Origin of the sequence: Radiobacillus deserti, assembly GCF_007301515.1 — a bacterium.
Classification (GTDB): Bacteria; Bacillota; Bacilli; order Bacillales; family Amphibacillaceae; genus Radiobacillus; species Radiobacillus deserti.
On record NZ_CP041666.1, the window covers coordinates 1,986,674 to 2,008,323 of the forward strand.

General features: G+C 36.7%; 27 protein-coding genes and 1 tRNA gene. 14 read left to right on the plus strand and 14 right to left on the minus strand.

Features of this window, described 5'->3' with window-relative positions; genetic code table 11:
• Positions 1 to 75: 75 nt before the first annotated feature.
• Complete coding sequence (locus tag FN924_RS10545; RefSeq protein ID WP_143894308.1) at positions 76 to 1,419, minus strand: ABC transporter permease; 1,344 nt, start codon at positions 1,417 to 1,419, stop codon at positions 76 to 78.
• Positions 1,416 to 2,105 carry an ABC transporter ATP-binding protein gene (locus FN924_RS10550; protein ID WP_143894310.1) on the minus strand — a complete coding sequence of 230 codons (690 nt, stop codon included), beginning with the start codon at positions 2,103 to 2,105 and terminating at the stop codon, positions 1,416 to 1,418. The genes FN924_RS10545 and FN924_RS10550 overlap by 4 nt, the downstream gene beginning before the upstream one ends.
• A gap of 121 nt (positions 2,106 to 2,226) precedes the next feature.
• Here FN924_RS10550 and FN924_RS10555 point away from each other — a divergent pair, with 121 nt between their 5' ends.
• Positions 2,227 to 2,655, plus strand: a complete 429-nt coding sequence (locus FN924_RS10555; protein WP_143894312.1) for a hypothetical protein — start codon at positions 2,227 to 2,229, stop codon at positions 2,653 to 2,655.
• 40 nt (positions 2,656 to 2,695) lie between these two features.
• Here the strand turns inward: FN924_RS10555 and FN924_RS10560 are convergent, their stop codons facing one another.
• From FN924_RS10560 to FN924_RS10570, 3 genes are read right to left on the minus strand one after another with little or no spacing between them, the layout of a single operon-like run.
• Positions 2,696 to 4,711: a DUF6449 domain-containing protein gene (locus FN924_RS10560; protein ID WP_143894314.1), complete on the minus strand. Its 2,016-nt coding sequence runs from the start codon at positions 4,709 to 4,711 to the stop codon at positions 2,696 to 2,698.
• Positions 4,683 to 5,585: an ABC transporter ATP-binding protein gene (locus tag FN924_RS10565; protein WP_143894316.1), complete on the minus strand. Its 903-nt coding sequence runs from the start codon at positions 5,583 to 5,585 to the stop codon at positions 4,683 to 4,685. The genes FN924_RS10560 and FN924_RS10565 overlap by 29 nt, the downstream gene beginning before the upstream one ends.
• A complete protein-coding gene (locus FN924_RS10570; RefSeq protein WP_143894318.1) occupies positions 5,578 to 5,967 on the minus strand; it encodes a GntR family transcriptional regulator in 390 nt (129 codons plus the stop codon). Before FN924_RS10570 ends, FN924_RS10565 begins: the two co-directional genes overlap by 8 nt.
• Before the next feature lie 295 nt (positions 5,968 to 6,262).
• Between FN924_RS10570 and comGA the strand changes: the two genes are divergently transcribed.
• From comGA to FN924_RS10615, 9 genes are all read left to right on the plus strand, one after another.
• Positions 6,263 to 7,243, plus strand: coding sequence for a competence type IV pilus ATPase ComGA (gene comGA / locus FN924_RS10575; RefSeq protein ID WP_323368602.1), 981 nt, complete (start codon positions 6,263 to 6,265; stop codon positions 7,241 to 7,243).
• Positions 7,206 to 8,264 carry a type II secretion system F family protein gene (locus FN924_RS10580; RefSeq protein WP_143894322.1) on the plus strand — a complete coding sequence of 353 codons (1,059 nt, stop codon included), beginning with the start codon at positions 7,206 to 7,208 and terminating at the stop codon, positions 8,262 to 8,264. Before comGA ends, FN924_RS10580 begins: the two co-directional genes overlap by 38 nt.
• 16 nt (positions 8,265 to 8,280) lie before the next feature.
• Complete coding sequence (gene comGC / locus FN924_RS10585; RefSeq protein WP_143894324.1) at positions 8,281 to 8,595, plus strand: competence type IV pilus major pilin ComGC; 315 nt, start codon at positions 8,281 to 8,283, stop codon at positions 8,593 to 8,595.
• On the plus strand, positions 8,579 to 9,034 hold the full coding sequence (comGD, locus tag FN924_RS10590; RefSeq protein WP_158633984.1) for a competence type IV pilus minor pilin ComGD: 456 nt from the start codon (positions 8,579 to 8,581) through the stop codon (positions 9,032 to 9,034). Before comGC ends, comGD begins: the two co-directional genes overlap by 17 nt.
• Entirely contained in the window at positions 9,015 to 9,395 is a 381-nt protein-coding gene (locus tag FN924_RS10595; protein ID WP_228409424.1) for a hypothetical protein, read from the plus strand. Before comGD ends, FN924_RS10595 begins: the two co-directional genes overlap by 20 nt.
• On the plus strand, positions 9,343 to 9,756 hold the full coding sequence (comGF, locus tag FN924_RS18875) for a competence type IV pilus minor pilin ComGF (RefSeq protein ID WP_228409425.1): 414 nt from the start codon (positions 9,343 to 9,345) through the stop codon (positions 9,754 to 9,756). Before FN924_RS10595 ends, comGF begins: the two co-directional genes overlap by 53 nt.
• Positions 9,731 to 10,108 carry a hypothetical protein gene (locus tag FN924_RS10605; protein WP_158633986.1) on the plus strand — a complete coding sequence of 126 codons (378 nt, stop codon included), beginning with the start codon at positions 9,731 to 9,733 and terminating at the stop codon, positions 10,106 to 10,108. Before comGF ends, FN924_RS10605 begins: the two co-directional genes overlap by 26 nt.
• 43 nt (positions 10,109 to 10,151) lie before the next feature.
• A tRNA-Gln gene (locus tag FN924_RS10610) sits at positions 10,152 to 10,223 on the plus strand.
• A 136-nt stretch (positions 10,224 to 10,359) separates the two neighbouring features.
• Positions 10,360 to 10,602: a DUF2626 domain-containing protein gene (locus FN924_RS10615; RefSeq protein WP_143894332.1), complete on the plus strand. Its 243-nt coding sequence runs from the start codon at positions 10,360 to 10,362 to the stop codon at positions 10,600 to 10,602.
• 33 nt (positions 10,603 to 10,635) lie between these two features.
• On the opposite strand, the gene FN924_RS10620 is transcribed toward FN924_RS10615, so the two are convergent.
• Positions 10,636 to 11,256: an MBL fold metallo-hydrolase gene (locus tag FN924_RS10620; RefSeq protein WP_143894333.1), complete on the minus strand. Its 621-nt coding sequence runs from the start codon at positions 11,254 to 11,256 to the stop codon at positions 10,636 to 10,638.
• 192 nt (positions 11,257 to 11,448) lie between these two features.
• On the opposite strand from FN924_RS10620, the gene FN924_RS10625 reads away from it, so the two are divergent.
• A complete protein-coding gene (locus FN924_RS10625; RefSeq protein ID WP_143894335.1) occupies positions 11,449 to 11,622 on the plus strand; it encodes a DUF2759 domain-containing protein in 174 nt (57 codons plus the stop codon).
• A gap of 98 nt (positions 11,623 to 11,720) precedes the next feature.
• Here FN924_RS10625 and FN924_RS10630 read toward each other — a convergent pair whose 3' ends face one another.
• The 4 genes from FN924_RS10630 to FN924_RS10645 all read right to left on the minus strand — a co-directional run bounded on the left by FN924_RS10630 (position 11,721) and on the right by FN924_RS10645 (position 16,624).
• Entirely contained in the window at positions 11,721 to 13,616 is a 1,896-nt protein-coding gene (locus tag FN924_RS10630) for an LTA synthase family protein (RefSeq protein ID WP_143894337.1), read from the minus strand.
• A 275-nt stretch (positions 13,617 to 13,891) separates the two neighbouring features.
• Complete coding sequence (locus tag FN924_RS10635; protein WP_143894339.1) at positions 13,892 to 14,857, minus strand: ROK family glucokinase; 966 nt, start codon at positions 14,855 to 14,857, stop codon at positions 13,892 to 13,894.
• Position 14,858: 1 nt separating this feature from the next.
• Complete coding sequence (locus FN924_RS10640; protein ID WP_143894341.1) at positions 14,859 to 15,068, minus strand: YqgQ family protein; 210 nt, start codon at positions 15,066 to 15,068, stop codon at positions 14,859 to 14,861.
• Between the two features lie 95 nt (positions 15,069 to 15,163).
• A complete protein-coding gene (locus FN924_RS10645; protein ID WP_143894342.1) occupies positions 15,164 to 16,624 on the minus strand; it encodes a spore germination protein in 1,461 nt (486 codons plus the stop codon).
• A 151-nt stretch (positions 16,625 to 16,775) separates the two neighbouring features.
• Here FN924_RS10645 and FN924_RS10650 point away from each other — a divergent pair, with 151 nt between their 5' ends.
• On the plus strand, positions 16,776 to 17,654 hold the full coding sequence (locus tag FN924_RS10650) for a hypothetical protein (RefSeq protein ID WP_143894344.1): 879 nt from the start codon (positions 16,776 to 16,778) through the stop codon (positions 17,652 to 17,654).
• Here the strand turns inward: FN924_RS10650 and FN924_RS10655 are convergent.
• The 4 genes from FN924_RS10655 to rpmG form a co-directional block, all read right to left on the minus strand.
• Positions 17,630 to 19,165 (minus strand): rhomboid family intramembrane serine protease, encoded by a 1,536-nt coding sequence (locus FN924_RS10655; protein ID WP_143894346.1) that lies wholly within the window; start codon positions 19,163 to 19,165, stop codon positions 17,630 to 17,632. The two genes, FN924_RS10650 and FN924_RS10655, sit on opposite strands and share 25 nt — an antisense overlap.
• A gap of 80 nt (positions 19,166 to 19,245) precedes the next feature.
• A complete protein-coding gene (locus tag FN924_RS10660) occupies positions 19,246 to 19,434 on the minus strand; it encodes a hypothetical protein (protein ID WP_143894348.1) in 189 nt (62 codons plus the stop codon).
• 61 nt (positions 19,435 to 19,495) lie between these two features.
• Entirely contained in the window at positions 19,496 to 20,050 is a 555-nt protein-coding gene (locus tag FN924_RS10665; protein WP_143894350.1) for a 5-formyltetrahydrofolate cyclo-ligase, read from the minus strand.
• A 100-nt stretch (positions 20,051 to 20,150) separates the two neighbouring features.
• Complete coding sequence (gene rpmG / locus FN924_RS10670; RefSeq protein WP_143894352.1) at positions 20,151 to 20,300, minus strand: 50S ribosomal protein L33; 150 nt, start codon at positions 20,298 to 20,300, stop codon at positions 20,151 to 20,153.
• 387 nt (positions 20,301 to 20,687) lie between these two features.
• Between rpmG and FN924_RS10675 the strand changes: the two genes are divergently transcribed.
• Both FN924_RS10675 and FN924_RS10680 read left to right on the plus strand, forming a co-directional pair.
• Positions 20,688 to 21,044: a helix-turn-helix domain-containing protein gene (locus FN924_RS10675; protein WP_143894354.1), complete on the plus strand. Its 357-nt coding sequence runs from the start codon at positions 20,688 to 20,690 to the stop codon at positions 21,042 to 21,044.
• A 9-nt stretch (positions 21,045 to 21,053) separates the two neighbouring features.
• Complete coding sequence (locus FN924_RS10680) at positions 21,054 to 21,569, plus strand: endolytic transglycosylase MltG (RefSeq protein ID WP_143894356.1); 516 nt, start codon at positions 21,054 to 21,056, stop codon at positions 21,567 to 21,569.
• The last annotated feature ends 81 nt before the right edge of the window (positions 21,570 to 21,650 follow it).

The window sequence follows — 21,650 nt, forward strand, 5'->3', positions numbered from 1 at the left end:
TCACCACTTCCCAAACATTTGTACACTATTTTACCATATAAGAAAGCCTTGTAGAGTCTCTACAAGGCTTTTGAACTATATTTCTCTACGCATCGCTTGTAACACGTCAATCTTCGTAGCACGTCGTGCAGGACGAAGACCTGACAATATAGTGACCACTAAGCAAATTGCAACAGAAATAAGAACAAGATTCCATGGAATCGCGGAAAATTGGATTGTATCTGGTAATTTCTCATCAAACGCTAGTTCGATAATCATTGGTAAACTCCAATTAACGGCAAAGCTAACCACATAAGCTGCTATCGTCCCAATGATTGCACCGATTAAACCAATATAACTACTCTCTAAAAGGAAAATTTGTTTTATTGCTTTTGGACTTGCACCTATTGCTTTCATAATTCCGATATCAGGTGCTCTCTCTGTAACGGCCATCGTCATCGTGTTATATATCCCGATAGATGCAATTAATAAAGCAATCGTTCCTATTAAAATAAGTCCTGCTTTCGCAATGGCAAACATCATATTAATTTGCTTCAACTCGTTCACAACGGAGTATGTTGCATAATCCTGTTTATCTAACGCTTCTACAATTCCTTCTACTTGTGATAAGTTATGTGCATAAACCGATACCTCATCATACGTCTCAGAACTTATATCCAGCGATGCAGCATCTTGTCCATCCGTTTCAACAAACCCTTTTGGAGTTCCTGTAAATGCTTCGATTTGTGCTAGCAGGGAATCTGAAATAAAAATATCTTGGTCTTGCGCCCATTCCAGTTTGGGCTTATCCGTTATTCCTACAATCTTTAAGTCAAATGTCTTTGTTTTATCTGGGTCCTCCGAATGGACGACTTCCATTTTGATCGTTTGACCGATTAAATCCTTATCATATCGATATTCCTCTTTCACGGCTCCTTGTTCATTATACAAATCGTTCTCCTCAATATCTGTTGGGACAAGTTGCTCAAGGAAATGATACCCTACAATTATTTCATTATCCTTCTCTGGTAAAGAGCCCTCACTAAGTTCAAATCCTGCATCCGTTTCAGCAGGGAAATTTGCCACAACTGTTCTCGTACTGATTTGGTAGTCATCCACTGTATAAGTTGGAGACTGCATAAGCATTTTTCTTCTAGTGACCGCTTCCACCCCATCAATTTTTTCTAATTGACTTACATCAGAATCTTTTAAGGATTGATAATTCCCTTCTTCCATTTCTTTTCCATATACATCAATTTTGGTAACGACATTTTGTTCCATCGTATCCTTCACTAAGGATTGATGAAGTCCAAACCCAACGGAAGCAAGAACAATAAGAAACGCACAGCCGATTGCCGTAGCAAGTACAGTCATAAACACGCGTACTTTATTCTTCTTCATATTCTGTTTTACAAATGCAAAGCGGTCTTTCCACCTCATACTGCTTGCCCCCTATTCGTAAGCTTTCCATCGCTAATTTCAATCGTACGATGCGCTATTCTTGCCACCTGATTGTCATGGGTAATCATTAGAAAGGTAATACCATAATCACGGTTTAGCACGTTAATAAAATCCAATATTTCTGCTTCGGTTTCACTATCTAAGCTACCCGTTGGTTCATCTGCCAAAATGATGGGAGGATTACTGACCAATGCTCTTGCAATACTAACTCGTTGCTGCTGCCCTCCAGATAATTCACTTGGGTAATGATCTTTATACGACTCCAAGCCTACCCTCTTTAATGTTTCCATCGTTTGTTCTTTTCTTTTCACTTCTGTTTCCCCTTTAAAAATTAAAGGCAATTCAATATTTTGATAGGCGGTTAAGCTCGGAATTAATTGAAAGTTTTGGAAGATAAAACCGAGATTTTCTAATCGAAAATTAGCATATTGCGTTTCATTAAACTCTGTTACGTTTTCACCATCAATAATGATTTCACCACTTGTGGGTCTAATAAACCCACTGATTAAATTAAGTAGTGTAGATTTTCCTGATCCGCTTCGTCCTATTACAGCAACAATTTCTCCTTGAGTTACTTGCAGGGAAATATTTTCTAGAATCGTTAATCTTTGCTCTCCTTTTTTTCCTAACACAAACTGGTGACTAAGATTATTTACTTGTATCATCAAAGTTCCTCCTTGGCCTTTCTGTATCAACTGTATTAATTATATTAATACAGTTGATACGATAAGTCAATTCATTTTATGATACACTATGTAAGAAAATAAACGGAAAGGAGAAAGGACAATGGATACAAGCTGGTATTTCGTTATTGCTTCAGCTGTTGCTGTTTATGGTATTTTATTTTTTTATCGAGGATTAATACGTCAGGTTCAAGGGGCCATAGAGGATGGAAAGGAATTAACAATAGATAGCATAAAAGACTTTCAAGCATCTTTTTTTGTAAAAGTTGCAATCATAGAAGTCATCCCGATTATTTTGATTGTATTAGGATTTATCCATGCTCCTGTGGAGGGTAATTCGCTTATTCCCGTTATTCTAATCGGTGCATTTTATGTTTCGGCATGGATTCAAATTTTCATGCTTCGTCAAGAAACGATACAACTACAGAATGAGCAAAGTCCAAATCCTGTAATCCAAACCTTAACGATGCTTGGTATTAGTCTAACAGGATCGATACCTCTTATTTCTATCATTGCGATTTATACAATTTAAAGAAAAAAGTGAGAACGACCTCCTCGTCCTCACTTTTTTCTTAGTAATGCTCATTAACAAAGTCTGGTGTTTGTTCACTCGTAAACGTCCCTATAATACTTCCATATTCCTCTTTTAAGAAGAACACAACAACATAATCCCCGTTAGACCAGTTCGAATAGTTCCTAAGAGCCATATCTATTTGTTCCGGCTCTTCTACTTCAAAGGCATTCGGCAAGGCTTTCCAATCCTCGAGTGTCATGTTATACACTCTGCCATTAAATACATCCTCATCTCCATTTGTTACTTGATCATAAGGAGCTATAACTACCTTTTCTACATCCTCTGGAGTAAGCTTTGCTTGTGCTAGAAGTCCCTCATCCTTGAGCCACTGTTCGATTTCACGGTACGATTTACGCCAGTCTACTTGGGTAAATTGACCATTTTGTAGCATGATATCAATGGACCCCCATGGTTCTATACGTGAAAAGGTCTCATCGTATGCTTCATTTTTGACTTCCTCTTGTAAAAGAGTAATAAATGCTTCGAGTTTTTCTGAATCTTGAATGATGACTTGTTTATTTCCATTATAAGAAGAAATGGTAGCTCTATTCACATCAGATGGATCCACATGTAGTATAGCGTATCGGCTTTGCTTGTACTCCATAGAAGCATAAATAGGTTCATAGTACCGTTTATACGCTTCAAGCGGAATGTCGTATTCTCGAATAACTTTGTCTCCATTCTCTAGTTCATAAACAAACGCAACATTTTGAATCCCTTCTCCATATCTCAGACCTTCTAAGCTTGATTGATTTTCTATAATAGCCTTATGGAAATCAAGAATATGTTTTATATTTCTTCTTTCTTCAAACATATTTGGTTTCCCTGGAATGTCAATAGATTGCGGGTCTTTATACTCATTCGCATAATAATCGACTTGGTTCTCTTGATATTCATAAAGGGATTCTCCGAAATAAACCTTTTGAATATTTTCTTCTTCTGGTATTTTAGATTCATAGCCAAACACATCTAGATGTATGAACAACCCTATGACAAACATTACAATAGTAAACGGAACTAAATGTAACAACCGATGAAACACACGCCAAGTTTTTAAAAGCACAATCTCAGCAATGATATATCCAAAAATAGCTCCAACCACATAGCCAAAAATTAGCCACCCTATATCTCCTTGTGTTTCCCCAAAATAAATACCGCTAAGGAGCATAAAGCAAATGGTTACTCCGTATTTAAAAATTGGGCGTAAATAGATGAATGCTATGGCCTGATTCGCTGCTTCCACTTTTCTCTTTCGGTAGAAATAAACTGAAAAAAGATAAAACAAAATAGCTAATATGGCATAAATTAAAAATTCCCACCAATTTATCGAAGAATAGATAATTTCCATCATTCTTGTAAAAGGAGAAAGCATTTGCACATCAGAACTTAACGTGTACGTGCTTGCGTATCCAAACAAAAAGAAATCTAGATTGAACATCCATAACATCACAATGCCTGCAGGTAGGAAAAATAAAATACATGTCAATACAATTTGTAGTGCAGAAATACCGGTAAAAATCCCAACTAATGTACAAGTTGCAAACACAAACAGGTTTATGATGATGGTAATGGACATCCAAGTAATGATAGAACCTTTAATATATTCTTCAACGGACAAAAGCGTATAAAGCCCCTCAGATAGTAATCCAGTTAGTAATACTGGAACAACAAGAATGACCAAGCCAAACATAAACTGATGGTTGAATAAAACAGATCGTTTGATTGGCAAACTATGAATATAATCGGCTGATGATTTTACTTGCAAGTAACGAAATAACACGACAGAACTGATTATTGGAGCAATAAACATAATGAAAACTTGTATTTCACCGGTGAATTGAAAGTAGCTTTCGTACATTGGATAATTCAACTGTTCATCATCACCAAATTGCATTAGCATTTGTAATGGGACTAGAAAAGTTAAACTAATAAAATAAAGGATACCAATCCAACCAGCTGAACGAAAATTATGTGCTAGAATTCCTTTATTTATCCATGATGGATTCGACGACATATCCTGTCCCCCCCAATTCATAAATGAAAATTTCTTCGAGTGTAAGTGGTAATAAATCAAAAATAACTGGTTGAAATTGTTTTGCAAATGCTGTAACTTCCTCTTCTTTTCCTCTAACAATACAGAGGAGTACACTTCCACGTTCTTCGACAAATAATGTATCAAGACCTGATAAGAAATCTGGAGGTGTCTCCTGTTTAAATGCAATTTGTATTTTATGGACGTCGGATTTTAAATCATCCAAGTCTTTTTCTAACATTAAAGCACCTTGATGAATGATTCCAACATGATCACAAATATCTTCAATTTCTCTTAGATTGTGAGAGGAAATAACCACTGTCATCTCTCGATCTGCCACATCTTGAATTAATAAATTTTTAACCTTCTGACGCATAACTGCATCTAGTCCATCTATCGGTTCATCTAATAACAAATAATCCGGTTTAGCAGATAAAGAAAGCCAAAAAGCTACCTGTCGCTGCATTCCTTTCGAGAGCCTTTGGATTTTTTTATTTGGACTAATATTGAAGACCTTTCCAAGCTTTTCAAACCGTTCTTCGCTCCAGTTTGGGTATAAGCTCTGGTAATACCCAGCCATCTGTTTTACCGTATAGTGTGAAAAGAAATACGGCTGATCTGGAATAAATATCATTTTTTGTTTAAGTGCTACATGTTCAAACGGTTCCTCTTCATGAATGAGAATCCTGCCTTTGTCTTGTCTATAGATTCCCATTATAATTTTTAACAATGTTGTTTTCCCGGCTCCATTTGAACCGAGCAAACCATAAATAGAACCTTTTTGGATAGATAGGGTCACTTGTCGAAGGGCTTGATGATCTTCAAAATGCTTTTCAATGTTTTCCACTTTAATCATTTTGCTTATCTCCCTTCACTCGACTTTCCGCTTCCATTAGTAATTCCTCAATTTCTTCTCTTTTCATCCCTAAAAAGATGGCTTCCGTAAACAAGCTAATCATTTCTTGTTTCATTTTATTTACCTTTTCCCCTTGTTTCATATTTTTTTGAGGTGTTACGAAGCTTCCTTTACCTGGAATAGAATAAATAAATTCCTGTCTTTCTAATTCTCGATATGCTTTTTGTATCGTGTTTGGATTGATGGTTAACTCCTGGGCTAATGTGCGAACCGAGGGTAATTTTTCATCTGCTTTAAATACTTCGTTTATGATGAGCTCCTTCAGCTTATCAATAAGTTGTTCATAAATTGGCTTTCGACTACGTACATCCAACTCAAACAAACAACTTCCTCCCTTCTTACACCACCGTACTAACTGTATTATTTATATTAATACAGTGTAATTTTTATGTCAATAAACTTTTTTTGCAAACCCTGTCTTATTGTGCGATTTCCTCGGTAATAAAAGTTTCTTTAGAACGGTTTTTTTGTTTTTGAATTGCAACTTATAATCTATTTATCCTACACTGTTGTATGGTTTTACCCGACTCCGAGTATTCGATTACTATATTATTGGACATTGCAATTAAACGTTATGTCATGCAAAACTAGAGATAGTAAAAGGAGGTAGAAGTATAGTGAATGGAGCTCGCTTTAGTAAGACAATCTTGTTACGGGCTATTAAAAACGAAGCATCGGATGTTCATTTCTGTCCCGAATCATCCTATATAGGTGTTTATTTTCGAATTCACGGGAAAAGGAGAAGAGTGCAATCCATCCCCTTTTCTGAATACCAGTCCGTTTTAACACATCTGAAATTTTCATCTGGTATGGATATCGGAGAGATAAGACGCCCTCAAGACGGACGGATGGAGTTACAAGATCGCTCAGACTTTTTTTCTCTCCGGTTATCCACCCTTCCAGCGGATCCATTGGAAAGTCTAGCAATCCGAATCCTCCCACAATCAAAAGAAATCCCCTTCAAGCAGTTGTTTCTCTTTCCTCAACAAGCTAAGCAATTGATTCACCTTATTCATAACAAGTCTGGGATTTTTCTTCTAACTGGACCAACTGGGAGCGGAAAAACAACAACCTTATATGGGTTACTACAATCTCTCCTTCAACAACAATCCTCACAGGTTATAAGTTTAGAGGACCCTATTGAACGTAAGCTAGAGAATGTCACACAAATTCAAATTAATGAAAAGGCAAATTTAAGCTATCAAATAGGTCTGCGTGCAGCATTGAGGCATGACCCCGATATTCTTATGATTGGAGAAATAAGAGATGAGGGTACTGCAAGATTAGCCTTTCACGCAGCCTACACTGGTCATCTAGTTTTAAGTACACTCCACGCAAAGGATACTGCCGGAACCATTCACCGCTTATTAGAATTCGGCCTAAATCAACAGGACATTCACCAAGTTTTGCTAGGTGTCGCAGCTATCGAGTTACTTCCAATCTTACATCCAACGAATCGTGCAGCTATTTTAGAAATTCTAACAGGTGATTCCTTATCTAAAGCCATCCATTATCAATCCTATTCTTTAACAAGGTTCCAAACATTAAGGAGGAAGGCCTATGCCCTTGGATTTATCGATAAAACACTTATTCCTTAAGCAGAACCGAGAGCTAAATCCTAAAACACAACAATTGTATTTGGACCGTCTTGTATATTTTCTTCAGAATGGATATACACTCCTACACGCTTTAGACCGAATGAGTTGGGATAAGCGATTACAACCGTTAGCAAGACAATCTAAGCAGCTTTTACAGGAAGGAGCAGCTTTTGATTATGTATTACAAGATTTAGGCTTTAAACAGAGGCTCTACTCTTTTATCGCTGTAACTCAAATGAACGGAGATCTTCAAAGGTCCATCTCGCAATGTCAGACGTTATTAAAGAATGAAATGGGACATATTCGTACCTTTAAAAATCAGATTCGATATCCTATTTGTCTTTTATTTCTTTTTCTTCTCGTGTTATATGCGGTTCGATCCTATATCTATCCTTCGTTCCAACAACTATTTATATCCGCTAGTAGTACCTCTCCACTATTATCTTTTTCTATGACAATATTCGATGTGCTTTTTACAGGGTCGTTATTCTTAGTTGGAGTAATAGTCTGTTTCATTCCTATAGGCTTTCAACTGTCTAAGCGATTACCCATACATCAAATATTACGGATACAATCACTCCTACCTATTTATAGTCGTTTTGTTAAGATGAAAAATTCTTTTTATTTTTCTTTACTGCTTAGTTCCCTATTAAAAACCGGTGCCTCTATAAAAGAAGCGCTAACCATCTTAAGTAAACAACAGGACATGCCTTTCCTATCGTATCATGCACTTCAAATGCTAGGAACATTTAAAAAAGGAGATCACCCGCCAGAAACCTTTTCTAGTGGGTTAGCAATCGAAGAAGAATGCTTAGCAATTTTTCAGTTAGATGCGAATACAAGGAAAGTCGAAAAAGATCTGCTTGTATATGCTGAATTGTTGAATAACAGGCTACAATCTTTTGTTTCTACTTTATTAAAGCTCATTCAGCCTATCTTTTTTTCCGCGTTGGCCATCTTTATCCTATTTGTTTATTTGTCTTTTATGGTACCAATGTTCGACTTAATGAAAAACATTTAAAAGAGGGTGACATTTCTTGATCAAAAAAGCACAAGGATTTACATTAATCGAAATGCTTATTGTTCTTGCAGTTATATCCGTACTTCTCCTTTTACTTATTCCGAACCTTGCATCTAAAAATGGAGAGGTTCAAGACAAAGGATGTGTAGCTTTAATTAAAATGGCAAAAAGTCAGATTCAAGCCTATCAAATTGACCACGGGGTTCCTCCGAGTGATGTTGGCAAGTTAGAAGCTGAAAAGTATATTCAAGAAAACGCTACTTGTGCAAATGGTAGTAAACAGTTACACATATCCTCAGATGGAGCAGTTACTCTTGTCCCTACTGAGTAAGAACGACGAATCTGGGTTTACGTTGTTAGAAACACTTATTGTCCTCGGTATTACTAGTAGTTTAATCGTGATAAGCTCTGCATCTCTTTTACATTGGAAACAAAGCTATGAAGCCAATCAATTTTTTGACGTTTTTAAAAGCGATATATTGTTTCTCCAACAAATAGCAATGGACAGTGGGGATTACTATTATTTATTTATTCAGCCTGATGAAAACGCATATGAGATTAGAAAAGGAGGGTATGGAAAGGTCATCAGGAGAAGATTATTTCCAAAGTCGTGGAGTGTTCAGCTTCTAACCTTATCGATGCCGTTATCCTTCACCCCCCATGGTCAAATCCGTAATCCAGGAAGCTTTCTTATACTCACAAAAGAGAAGACGTATAAGATCGTATTTCCTTTTGGAAAAGGGAGGGGTTATGTTGTTACGCAGTCCTAAAGGATATTCTCTTGTGGAATCCGTTACTGCCCTCAGTTTGCTTTTATTAATTCTAACGTCCTTTTTGCCATTACTTTTGTATGTGAAACAACAGGAGCGTCTGTTAAGCGACAGAAGACTTATTCAATCTGAATTGCATGATGAGCTCCTCTACTTTATTCACCATTCATCCAAACCGCTTCCTGCGAGTTACGAAAGAATCATTCAAAAAAGGTCCGTTACCTTTTCCATTACAAAGGAACGGGACTATATGAAAGGATGTGTAGAATGGGACAATGTCAATCAGAATACGGAGACGTTCTGCTTATATGGAAAGGAAGACGAGCCAAAGTGGATTCACCCTTCTAGAAAGTCTCCTTAGCTTATCGATCCTTCTCCTTACTCTTCCCTTCCTCCCCTTTCTTTTTCAATCGATATCGGATGATTCCTATTACAATGAGTTGGCTATTGAACAATTTTTTCTATTCATAGCTGATGAATCTCATCGAGCGGAATACACAGTAGTTGACAATAATCAAATTATGTTCATTCATAGTGAAGAAAAGCATGTTGAGATTTCGAAATATAAATCCGTCATTCGGCGTCAGATTGCAGGACAAGGACATGAAATTTTGGTACGAGACATCAATTCCTTTATTGTTACATCATCCTCTGCTGGTATCAAAATCCGGATACGAGATGGTAAGGGTGATTATTATGAAAAAATTATTCCTATTCTTTAAGTCAGAAGAAGGGTTTTTATTCCCTTATATGATGAGCTTCGTAATAATCATACTTTTAGGTCTATTATCTAGCTTAACAATTTACCAGAACCATCTCCACTCCACCCTGTATTTAGAGAGACGCCTCCAAGTTGAATCTCTATTCCAACTAGGACTAACTACTTTTAAAGACGAGTATCAAGGATTAAACGAAGATGCTGGTTCAAGATTTTACGTTTTTCCGGATGGATCTGTAACTATAAAGTATGAAAATCTATCTGATAATAAAATGAAATTAACCATTCTTGTTAAAACTCCCGAATCCTCTTCCCCTTATCGGACACAAAAAATAATACCTATTTCTTCTCCATAACTATGTATAATTTAGTCCAATCTGTTCATGCTATAAAAGGCAATGGGCTATAGCCAAGCGGTAAGGCAGCGGATTTTGATTCCGTCAGTCGCTGGTTCGAATCCAGCTAGCCCAGTTTCTCGAAGCTCATGTCACGTTAACATGAGCTTTTTTATAATTAATTTACTTGGTTTTTATGAGAACAATTTACAATCTTACCAGACTCGTATATAATTACGATGATGGATACCTATTGAAAAGGAGGGGGAAGTATGGACAGAATGTATCGTGTACTTGCCTTTTGGACAGGTATTTTTACTGTAATGTTCTTTGTTGGGGACATGTTTAGTATGGCATACTTATTTCTGGCACAAACTGTTTTCTTTTTAGCAGTTAGTTACTTAAAGCTATCAGAACGTATGTATATGTACTTATTTGGTGCTTATTGTACTGTATTTTTTATTGGGTTTACCTTTTACTCAAACTTCATACTTGTACCCGGTTTCGAACATTAAAAAAAAGACTCTTATAAATAAGAGTCTTTTTTTTCATTGTAAAAATGGATTGTGCTGTTTCTCATACCCGATGGAAGTGGATGGACCATGGCCCGGATATACATCAAAAGAATCCTCTAGCGTAAAAAGCTGATTTCGGATACTCGATAGCAGTAGTTCAAAGTTTCCTTGAAATAAGTCTGTTCTTCCTATCCCCTGCTGAAATAATGCATCACCAGAAAAAACCGCCTTCTCAGATTGGAATATAATGGACACACTCCCTGGTGAATGACCAGGTGTTTGAACAATCTTAAATGAAAAGCCTTCTATCGTAAACTGCCCTTCTTTAAGATCCAACGGACGAGCTTTAATGATTATTTCATTCCCAATAAAACGTGCAGAACCATTTTTGTTGGGGTCGGTTAACCAAGTCCATTCTAAAGCGTTCAGGTAAACGTTTATATCATATTTGCTTGTTATTTCGTCCACAGCACCAATATGATCAAAATGAGCATGGGTTAGTAAAATGGCTACTGGTTTCAATTGATGCGCCTGTAAAAAATCTAACAATTGACGAGCATCTCCACCAGGGTCTACAATTAGAGCCTTATCCTCTTTCGCAAGTACATAACAATTGGTACCCAACGGTCCAAGTGAAAGCGTTTTTATATGCATTTTCCTTCCTCCTTTTTGTTGAATTGACTAGCTCTTATAGATATAAATAGAAATGAATAAAAATCTTCAGTTTTCCTCGACAAATCAATGGATTTGTTTTAGAATGTATGAGGAGAAATGATACATTACATATTATATAATAAAAAGAAATGGTACAAGTCGTTTGGAAACAATGGAGGAGGTTTTTTTTAAATGGTTTTAGCTATTATGTTATTAGTTGTGGCAATTCTATGTGCGATTGCCGTTTTCCGAGAACTTAAATCTAAAAACTTATTTGCAGTAGCTTTTGCTGGCGCATCCATGCTGGCATTTGGTTGGTTCTCCATCATGACCATTTATGCTGAGTTGTTTGTTAATAATCAATAAAAAAGTGTAAAAGTCCTCTCATGAGAGGACTTTTTTTATGCGACTAGCCAAATAACATATTAATTAAAAATAACAGCGCCCTATAAGAGCGCTGTTATTTATTTATCAAAATTGTAGAATCGGAACAAATCCCCGTAAATAATTTGATCAGAATAATTTAGTTCCTTATCTACTTTTTCTTTAATTGGTGCACACAAATTGTCTTCCTCCGTGTCAGAAGATTCCCGTTCAGATGTTTCATCCTCCTCCATTGGATAAAGGATTTCACCAGTATTACGATCGTAACATTTTTCTTCTGTGTAAATATAGTTATTACTTACGAATGATCCATCTCTCAATGCAATGAAGTCCTTACGATCATCAGCAAATAAATCTGTACCAAAACCGATGTCATTACTATTATCAACTCCAAGCAAGTGTAATAACGTAGGTTTTACATCGATTTGTCCTGCTATTTTCGATATAACTTTCCCTTCTTTACCTGGGATATGGATAAAGAACGGTACTCGTTGTAACTGAACTTCATCATATGGAGTAATTTCTTTATCTAGATACATTCCCATAGCTTTATTATGAAAATCACTAATTCCATAGTGGTCTCCCATTAATACAATTACAGAATTATCGTACAGACCAGATGCTTTTAATTCATCGAAAAATTGTTTTAACGATTCATCCATATAGCGAACTGTTTGAAAGTATTGATTTAATGTTTTAGAGTTTGAATCAAATTTTTCAATGGTTGCATCTTCTTCACTTAAGTCAAATGGATAATGGTTCGTTAGCGTAATAAACTTAGAATAAAACGGTTGTGGAATCGATTGTAAATATTTCATGGATTGCTCAAAGAACGGCTTATCCTTTAGTCCCCATCCAATCGAGTTTTCTTCCGTCACTTCATATGAATCCACATCGTAAAATTCATCATATCCAATATTGTCATACATTACATCTCGATTCCAAAAGCTTTTGTTGTTGGCGTGGAAAACAGATGTGTAATAACCAGCCTCCCCTAAAATTTCAGGCATCGCGTGGTATTCGTTCTGACCGTGCGTAAAGAATACAGCTCCACGTGGTAGTGGATATAGAGAATTCTCAACTAAAAACTCCGAGTCTGATGTTTTTCCTTGTGCTGTTTGATGGTAAAAGTTCTCAAAATAATAACTATCCCCTATCAAGTCATTTAGGAAAGGTGTAACTTCCTCCCCGTTAAGTGTATTGTTAATCACAAAAGTTTGTAACGATTCCATTGAAACAAAAATTAGATTTTTCCCTTTTGCAACCCCAAACAATTCTGACTTCATATCAGGATTTATGTTCTCTTCCACATAGGTTTGAATCTCCGGCATATCATTTCCATCAGCAAACACTCGTTGTGCCTCTGTCTTAGAATGCAAGGCGATATCATAAATGTGGTAATTAAAAATACCGATATTTTTCACTAAATACTCCCGATCAAAAGTTCGTTGAAAAAGCTGTGGACGTTCAATTTCTGCAAGAATAAAGTTCCCAACTACAAGTAATAAAGATACCGTTAACGCCATGACTCTATTCCGTTTTTTGTAGGAAACTGTCATAATTGGTGCTTGTCTCTTACTTAAATACCAAATGAGGACAACATCTAAAAAGAAAAGAAGATCCTGCACATGCATTAAGTTTAGAACACTAGAGCCTAAGTCCGCCGCATTACTGCCTTGGAATAAAACAGGTATCGTAATGAAATCAGCAAAATTTCTGTAAAAGACTAAGTTAAAATAAAGAATCAATGTACCTATTAAACTAGTATATCGAATAAACGTCATTTGACGTTTAGAAGATAGCCAAACGGAAATAGCAAATACAAGAAAAGCAGATACAAATGGGTTTATCAATAAAATAAACTCTTGCATTATATTGTCTAAAGAAATATTAAATGCAAAACGGTACAGTATATACGTTTTTATACCAAATAAGACACTTGCAATTATATATAGTGGTGGATAATTTCGTTTCATTTCGTTAACCTCCTAACCAAAAATATTTCTGTTCAATCCGATTAATTCACAATTCGTTTACATTTTCTTCATACTATTCAGTTTGATTTCATATATACCCTTATTTGCAATTTCTACACATCTATTTAGACGAAACAACATGGACAAAAGTTTCATTAAGCTTCATAAAAAGTTTACACTGCGTTAACACTTCATACATTTTAATAGACAACACAAAAAAAATAAACCCCTGAACGAGGTTTATTTTTTAAAGATAAGCCTATTTCACCATTCCATCATCCTAGCTTTTGTTTTACTAGATAAGCCGCTCCATATACACCCGCATCGTTACCTAATTGAGCAATTCTAAATTCACACGCTTCGCTTATTCTTGGTAAGCAATAAGCGTCAAATGCTTTTCGTAACGGGATCAGTAAATCATCACCAGCTTTGGAAACACCACCGCCTATAACAATCTTCGAAGGGTTAACGATCGTGGCCACATTTGCAATGGCAAGACCAAGCACATCGGATACACGCTCTATGATGGAAATGGACAACGCATCCCCGTCCTTTGCAGCATCAAAAAGGTCTTTCGTTGTAAGATCACCATTTTTCTCTAACATTTCCTTCAAGACAGATGTCGGCTGAGATGTCAAGCCTTCTTTAGCCTGTCTCACCATTCCAGTTGCAGAAGTAACTGTCTCTAAACAACCATTTCGTCCACAGTTACAAGGAGCACCATGCTGTTCCACCATAATATGTCCGATCTCTCCGGCTGTTCCATTTGAACCATTTACTACTTGTCCGTTCGTAATTATCCCACCACCTACTCCGGTTCCGATTGTAATGGCAATAAGATTTTCTGCTAGGTTACCCGCACCTTTCCAATTTTCACCCAGCGCTGCCAAGTTTGCATCATTATCTACAAAAACAGGAAGCTCTGATGCAAGGTGAAGTTGATTTCCTAAATCGAAATTCTTTTTCCATCCAATATTAACAGCTTCGTAAATATTCCCTATATCACTATCAATAAATCCAGGTGCACCTACACCCATTCCCAGCACGGATGACACACTAACAGAATTGGATTGCAATTTGTTCTTGATTGAAGTCCAAATATCATTTGGAATCGAAATCCCTTGATTGTCTTTGTTGGTTGGAATTTCCCACTTTTCAATAATAGTACCTTCCTTTTCAAAGATCGCCATTTTAACGGTCGTCCCACCTATATCAATGCCTACTAAATATTCTGGATTCATACTATATCCCTTCCCCTCTGTCCTGAAGCTTCGCAAGTTCATGTCGAATTAATAATAGTGCCATACGATAGTCTTCCATTTCTACTAATTGTGATTGATAAAGTTCCTTTATTTCGTCCTCCATCATTTGTAGATCAGCGATACGATCCCCAATATAAATGATGGTTCCATACTTTTTAAGTAATTGCTGAACATCGTAAATCGTTTTCATAATTATCACCAAACTTATTATAGCAATCCTTTATTTGAAAATATAGATATAAGTAACGAGAAATATTAAGAACAAAGAAAAAGATCCAAATCATCTTACCGATCTGGATCTTGCGGGTTTAGAAATTCAGGTCTTCTCGTTTTCAGTGGTACTGGTGTTCTAACTATTACATCCTTAAACGCTGTCGGTGCAAAGGGCAAAAATGGCCAGAAATAGCCTGTATGAAAAGAATTCATTCGTACTAAGTAAAAAATCCAAGCCGTAATTCCTACTACATAACCACTAACACCGAAAGCGGCAGTCGAAAGTAAAAGGAGGATGCGAACAATCCGATTCGCTAAGCTCAATTCATAACTTGGAGTAGCAAAGGTTCCTATTGCTGCAAGCGAAAGATAGAGGACTACCTCGTACGAAAATAGACCGACTTCAACCGCTACTTGCCCCATCATGATGGCCGCTACCAACCCTAAAGCAGTTGCTAAAGATGTAGGTGTATGTATGGCGGCCATCCTGAGCATATCAATGCCAATTTCCGCAATTAAAAACTGGAGCAAGAGCGGAATTGCCCCGAACTCACTTGGTCCTATAAATTCCAAACTCGACGGAAGCAAATCAGGATTCACGGAAAATAAATAATATAACGGCAGCATAAAGATAGATGCCAATACTGCAAAATAACGTACGAATCGTAAATAAGCACCTACTAAAGGCTTTTGACGGTATTCTTCTGCATGTTGTAGGTGATGCCAATAGGTGGATGGTGCAATCATGACACTAGGCGATCCGTCAATTATAATAATTATATGCCCTTCATATAAGTGGGCAGCCGCTGTGTCTGGTCGTTCCGTATAACGAATCGTAGGGTAAGGATTCCAATGCCTTCCACCTAAATATTCCTCCACTGTCTTTTCTGCCATTGGTAAACCGTCTGTATCGATTTTTTCCAAATGCTTTTGTAATAGCTCTACTTTTTTAGGATCTGCAATATCTTCTAAATAACACAAAACGATGTCTGTTTTGGACCTTCTTCCGATACTTGAATAAACCATTCTTAAAGACCGATCCCGTACGCGTCTTCTTGTTAAAGCAGTATTAAATACAATCGTTTCGACATATCCATCTCTAGAACCTCTTACTACCCTTTCTAAATCCGGTTCTTGTGGGCCACGAACAGGGTATGTCCGCGCGTCTATCATGATGACTTTGTCTAGACCTTCTACGACAAGCGCAGTCGGTCCAGCTAAGACAGTATCAGCTGCTGCATTTAAATCATCTACTTGATCTAATTCCACATATGGAATATATGTCTTAAGTAACTTTTGCAACGGGTCAGGCTGTAAATCTTTTTCTTCTAACTTTGCTAAGAACTTCATTAATAAATGAAGAATATCATCTTTTACAAAGCCGTCAATCAGATATAAGGACATCTTTCGTCCGGCATATTCAAGATCTAACTGAATGACATCAAAGCTTTTATCGACGGCTAACCGCTCTTTTAAGTACTGAATATTTTGTTCATGTCGCTTAAACAATGGCTGCTTTTCGTTTGTTGCCATACACTCACCCTAAATACAAGATATTGCTAGTGTGTGCAGGATGACATACATTCATACACGGATATGGATAGCTAGTCTTCATAACTAAGAGTTTTTCATCATATATAACTAGTAGTGCAAGTCGTATTATACGCAAAAGAGGGGTAGTAGGATGAACAGAGGAATTATAGGTCTTATCGTTATTTTTGGATTATATCTAACAACGTTAATCTTAGATGGACAAGGTGATAACACCTCCGCTATTAAACATTTCCCTATCGACACTAGCTTAGACTTCTCCTTACAACAAACCGATGTCAAACTTCTATCACAGACTGGAGATGACGACTTCGATATACTTTGGAAGGAATCCTCCGAGCTAGAACGAAAGATATACTTAAGACAGGATGTCTCCATCCTTTATACAGATGGCCGATTAAGAGGTATCCTGAGTAAATGGAAAGAAAATATAGATAACATTTCACAAGAAACTGTGTTACCTGATGAAGGAAGCAGCCACTTTCAGGCCATCACATTTCATCATGGAGAATTGCATTATCCGGATGATAAAATCAAAAGCATTCACGGAATGTCCAACTCAGAATTGTATGTGATTGACTCCCCTCATTCGGCTTTAGAATCTTTTCAAAAACCTGAGAATCAAAATCAACAGGAATGGATGAAAACACTAAACCATGCAACAGCACAGCAGTTAAGTTATCACTGGAAGCAACTATTACGTCACTTCCAGATTCCAGCATCCAAGTATGTATTCGTCCCATTAACGGAATTGTATCGTTATCAAGATGAACCGATCCCTTCTCTCACGATGGGAGAAACAGATGTAGTCATTGGACAGTTATGGGAAGGACTGTACAAAAACTATATTTTAAATATTACAGAACAGCTTTCTACCGACAAACCAGTCAATAGTTTTGTCCCGCTCGTCTTATTTGATAAAGAGGGGACTCACCTAATCGTATTGTTCCAAGATGGAAACGGCAAAAAACAACAATTGATTCAATATTACCCTTCCGCTTCCAATCGCTGAAGGAAGGATTCAAAATCAGCGTTATTTGGCTTTAAACGATTAGCTTCTTTTGCGTGCTGAAGTGCTTTCTTTCTTTTATTTGTTTCTGCATATAATAGAGCCAAGTTATAGTGAGCTTCCGCCATGTCAGGTTGAAGCTCAATGACCTTTTCTAAATCCTGAATTCCCTTTTCCGTGTCCCCTAATTTGATGGATGCATAGGAGCGAATAAACAAAAGCTCTGCTTCCATAGCTTCTGGTTTTTTTAGTGCTTTGTTCGTAATCGTTAAAACCTCTTCATAGTTTTCTTTTTGAACTGCTTCCTGTGCTTCATGTAGTAAAATCGAAGCACTTTCTTGGGCTGGTGAATGTAATCCATAAATAGCTAATCCAAATAAAGAGCTAATCAGTACGAAACTCGCCAGCAATTGTGCCCATAGATTTTTCTTAGCAGGCATCCAAACGACCGCCGATGCAATAAATCCACCGATTAGTCCACCAATATGTGCACCGTTATCTATTTGTGGAACGGAAAGTCCTAGTATAATATTCAGCACGATAACAAACAGGATATTTTTCCCAATGGTCTGAATGAATAATCTTTTATAAATCAATCCGAAAAATAGCATCGCACCAAATAAACCAAAAATTGCTCCAGAAGCCCCTGCAGCAACTTGAGGGTTTAAAGTAAAGCTGGCAAGCCCACCGAAAGTTCCTGATGCAAAATAAATAAACAAGAAACGAAACCTGCCAAACATTCGCTCAACTGCTGTTCCTAAATGATATAGGGCTAGCATATTCATCATGAGATGGAGAATACCAATATGTAAAAACATAGAGGTAACAATCCTCCACCACTCTCCATCTAAGATACCAGGATTATATTTTGCCCCATACTGAATCAACGTTTGAATGGAGGTGCTTCCCCCATTCCACTCTAGAATAGCGAACATCAATATATTTAGGATTAATAAAATATAAGTAAATAATGGCTTTTGATAATTGAAAACTTGTTGAAGCTCCTTCTGACGTTTTTGATGTTCTTGTTTTACTTGCTTTTCAAAATTATAACTCTCTTCCTCTATATGTTCTGTATATAATGGTGGTTCAATATGTATGGAAATATCACGAGCAAAACGTGAGAGCTCCTCCCCTTGATTCTCATCCGTAATATAATACGTTTGTAAGACAACTGGTTTTCCTTTTTTCCAAAGAATGGGCTTCTTTAATTGTTCCCAACTATCAACAGGAGGAAAATCTGCAATATATATGTTATAGACATTTACTGTTCTACCTCGTAGTTGTCCTTTAAATGTATGAAGACGTTGAAGGACCCTTCCCATATCTTCCTTCAACCGATTTTTCCAGTCAAACTGTTCTAGTGAGAAACGAATCACGTAGGAAGTTTGTTTCTGCTTTTTTTCCAGCCACAGCTCTGACGTTATGTCGTTTATATAAAGTAGGTTATACCCTTCTTCACTCAATAGCTGATTCGCCGTACGAAACATGAGGTATCTTCTTTTTGCATACACGTTAGGTGTCCTCCTTTTGCCTTATCATACCATGTTAACCAATCACTATCATGTTTGAACTACTAAAAAAAACGTTCAGCTTAAGAAGCTGAACGTCCAAAAATGGATGGCAATATTTTCGTTCGCATAGATGGGATATTCATAGAAAGTCGAACAAAAAGCTTTCTCAGCACATTTATTGCTAAGATCGTATTGAGTATTTTGTATCTTTTCTGAAAAATGACAGTCGCTCCTAACACAGCCGAAGCAATCCATACTAAAGATTTCATATTACAGCATCCTTTCTTTGCTGGATACCCTTATTCTTTGTTCTATCCTCGCTTATTATACTTAATAACGGAATCCAACCTCTGTAATTAAATGTTGAATGGGAATATCATATGTATCCGATGGAATGCCTTGATACAGCTGTGCTTCTGCTGCTAATGCTATCGTTTTCCCCATATAATCTTGAAGAAATCGATCATAAAATCCACCACCGTACCCTAATCTGTGATGATCCTTATCAAATAACAAGCCTGGAACGATAAGAAGATCTAAATTATCTTTTGGAATGAATACACAAGAGGATTTAGGTTCTAAAATGCCCTTATACCCTTCTTCTAAGTCTTGAAAGGATGTAATCCTATAAAATGCCATGGAAGAATCTGCTGGATTAACTTTTGGTACACTAACCGTCTTGTGACAATCCCATGCTTTTTCAATAACCGAATTTGTGTTCCACTCTAAGCCATATGAAATCGTAATCCCAACACAAGATGCCGATTTCCAAAGTGTAGATTGAATCAAATTAGTTTCTAATTGAGCTTGTACGTCCTTTCGTTGTTCTTCAGACATATTACCAAGTCTACGCTTTGCTTCCAGCCTTAAGCTTCTTTTATCCATTGCGTCCCTCCTAGCCAGTACAACTCACCAAATATTCGTCAGATTAGCTTTTAATTATGAAAAAAACTCTCACCAATCTGGTAAGAGTTCTTTGGAAACCTTATTTCGTTTCACGGTGTAACGTATGTCTTTTTAGACGTGGGCTATATTTTTTAAGCTCGATACGTTCTGGGTGTTTACGTTTATTTTTAGTAGTAATATAGTTGCGATCACCAGTTTCAGTGCAAGCAAGTGTAATATTTACGCGCATTATTATCCCTCCAAACTAATCAAATCTATCTTTTATTAGTAAGATCATATATCAGACCTAATATATATTACCAAATATAAATCGTAATTTCAAGCACACCCTTACGTTAAGTTAAACTTTAACGAACAGGTTTCTTCAAATTTATCCCATAAAACCTCCACATTCAGTACGATAACTTCTACCGTATTTGTCCTTTCGTTCCATTCACCCTCGAATGGAAATCACACCGCTTAGATTCATTTCCTTCCATTAAATAGTAATCTTCTTAGAAACGTTGAAAATTATCGAATTTTGTATGAATAAAGTAGAATTTAGCAAACGAATGGTTTTCTAATTAGGTGGAGTGTGATATAAATAAGATTAGGAATTTACATTGGAGGGAAGTTCATGTTAGTTGCTATATTGTCATTACTCGTAATTGCAATTGTTCTTTTTGTCTATTCCTTTTTCCTAATTGACAAATTTAATAATTTAGAGGGACAGATTGAACAGTTTACGATATCGACTATGCAAGATTCTTATCAAATCAAGAAAAAAATCAAGATCCTTGAAGAAGAACTATTAACGGATAACTGGGTAGAAGATACTATTCCTGCAAGCAGTATTAGTACGCAAACCCCAATGCTCCGCACGATTTATAAATTACATGATCAAGGCATGAGTGTAAAAGAAATCGCGGAAGAAACTTCTTTAAGTGAATATGATGTTTATTCCATCTTGAATCAATATTCTAAAGAAAGATAGGAGTATGTAATGAAGTACACAATTAGAGCCTTTTCAATTGGTATATTTGCAGCAACCTTTGTCATTGCGATTGCTTACTTCTTCTTAAATAATGAGACAGAATTAACATCAAAAGAAATGATTAAACAATTAGAAGAAGAAGGTTACACGGTATCACAAGCTGGAGAAACAGCCGAAGAACCCACTAAAGAGTCGTCAAATGAACAACCTGAGGTGACTGAGGAGAAACCGGAGCAACCGGAGGAAGATGCCCCTACTAAAGAGGAGCCTCCTGCTGATACAGATGAACAAGCTGTAGAAGAAACTCCTTCCAAAGAACAAGAAACCTATAAGCTTGTGATTGAATATGGGACAAGCCTATCTACCGTTTTCCAAAACCTTGAACAAGCTGGTGTAATAAAAAGTGCACAGGAGTTCAGTACATTCGTAACGGAAAATGGATATGAAACAGAAATTCAAGCTGGAGAATTCGAATTAAAAACGAATATGACCTACCAGCAAGTCGCAGACGCATTGACGAAGTAAAAGGTGCCTGTCACTACCCGAATGCTGTCGAAAGAACTCGAAAACATAAAACGAAAGCCGGATGGTATCAACCACCCGGCT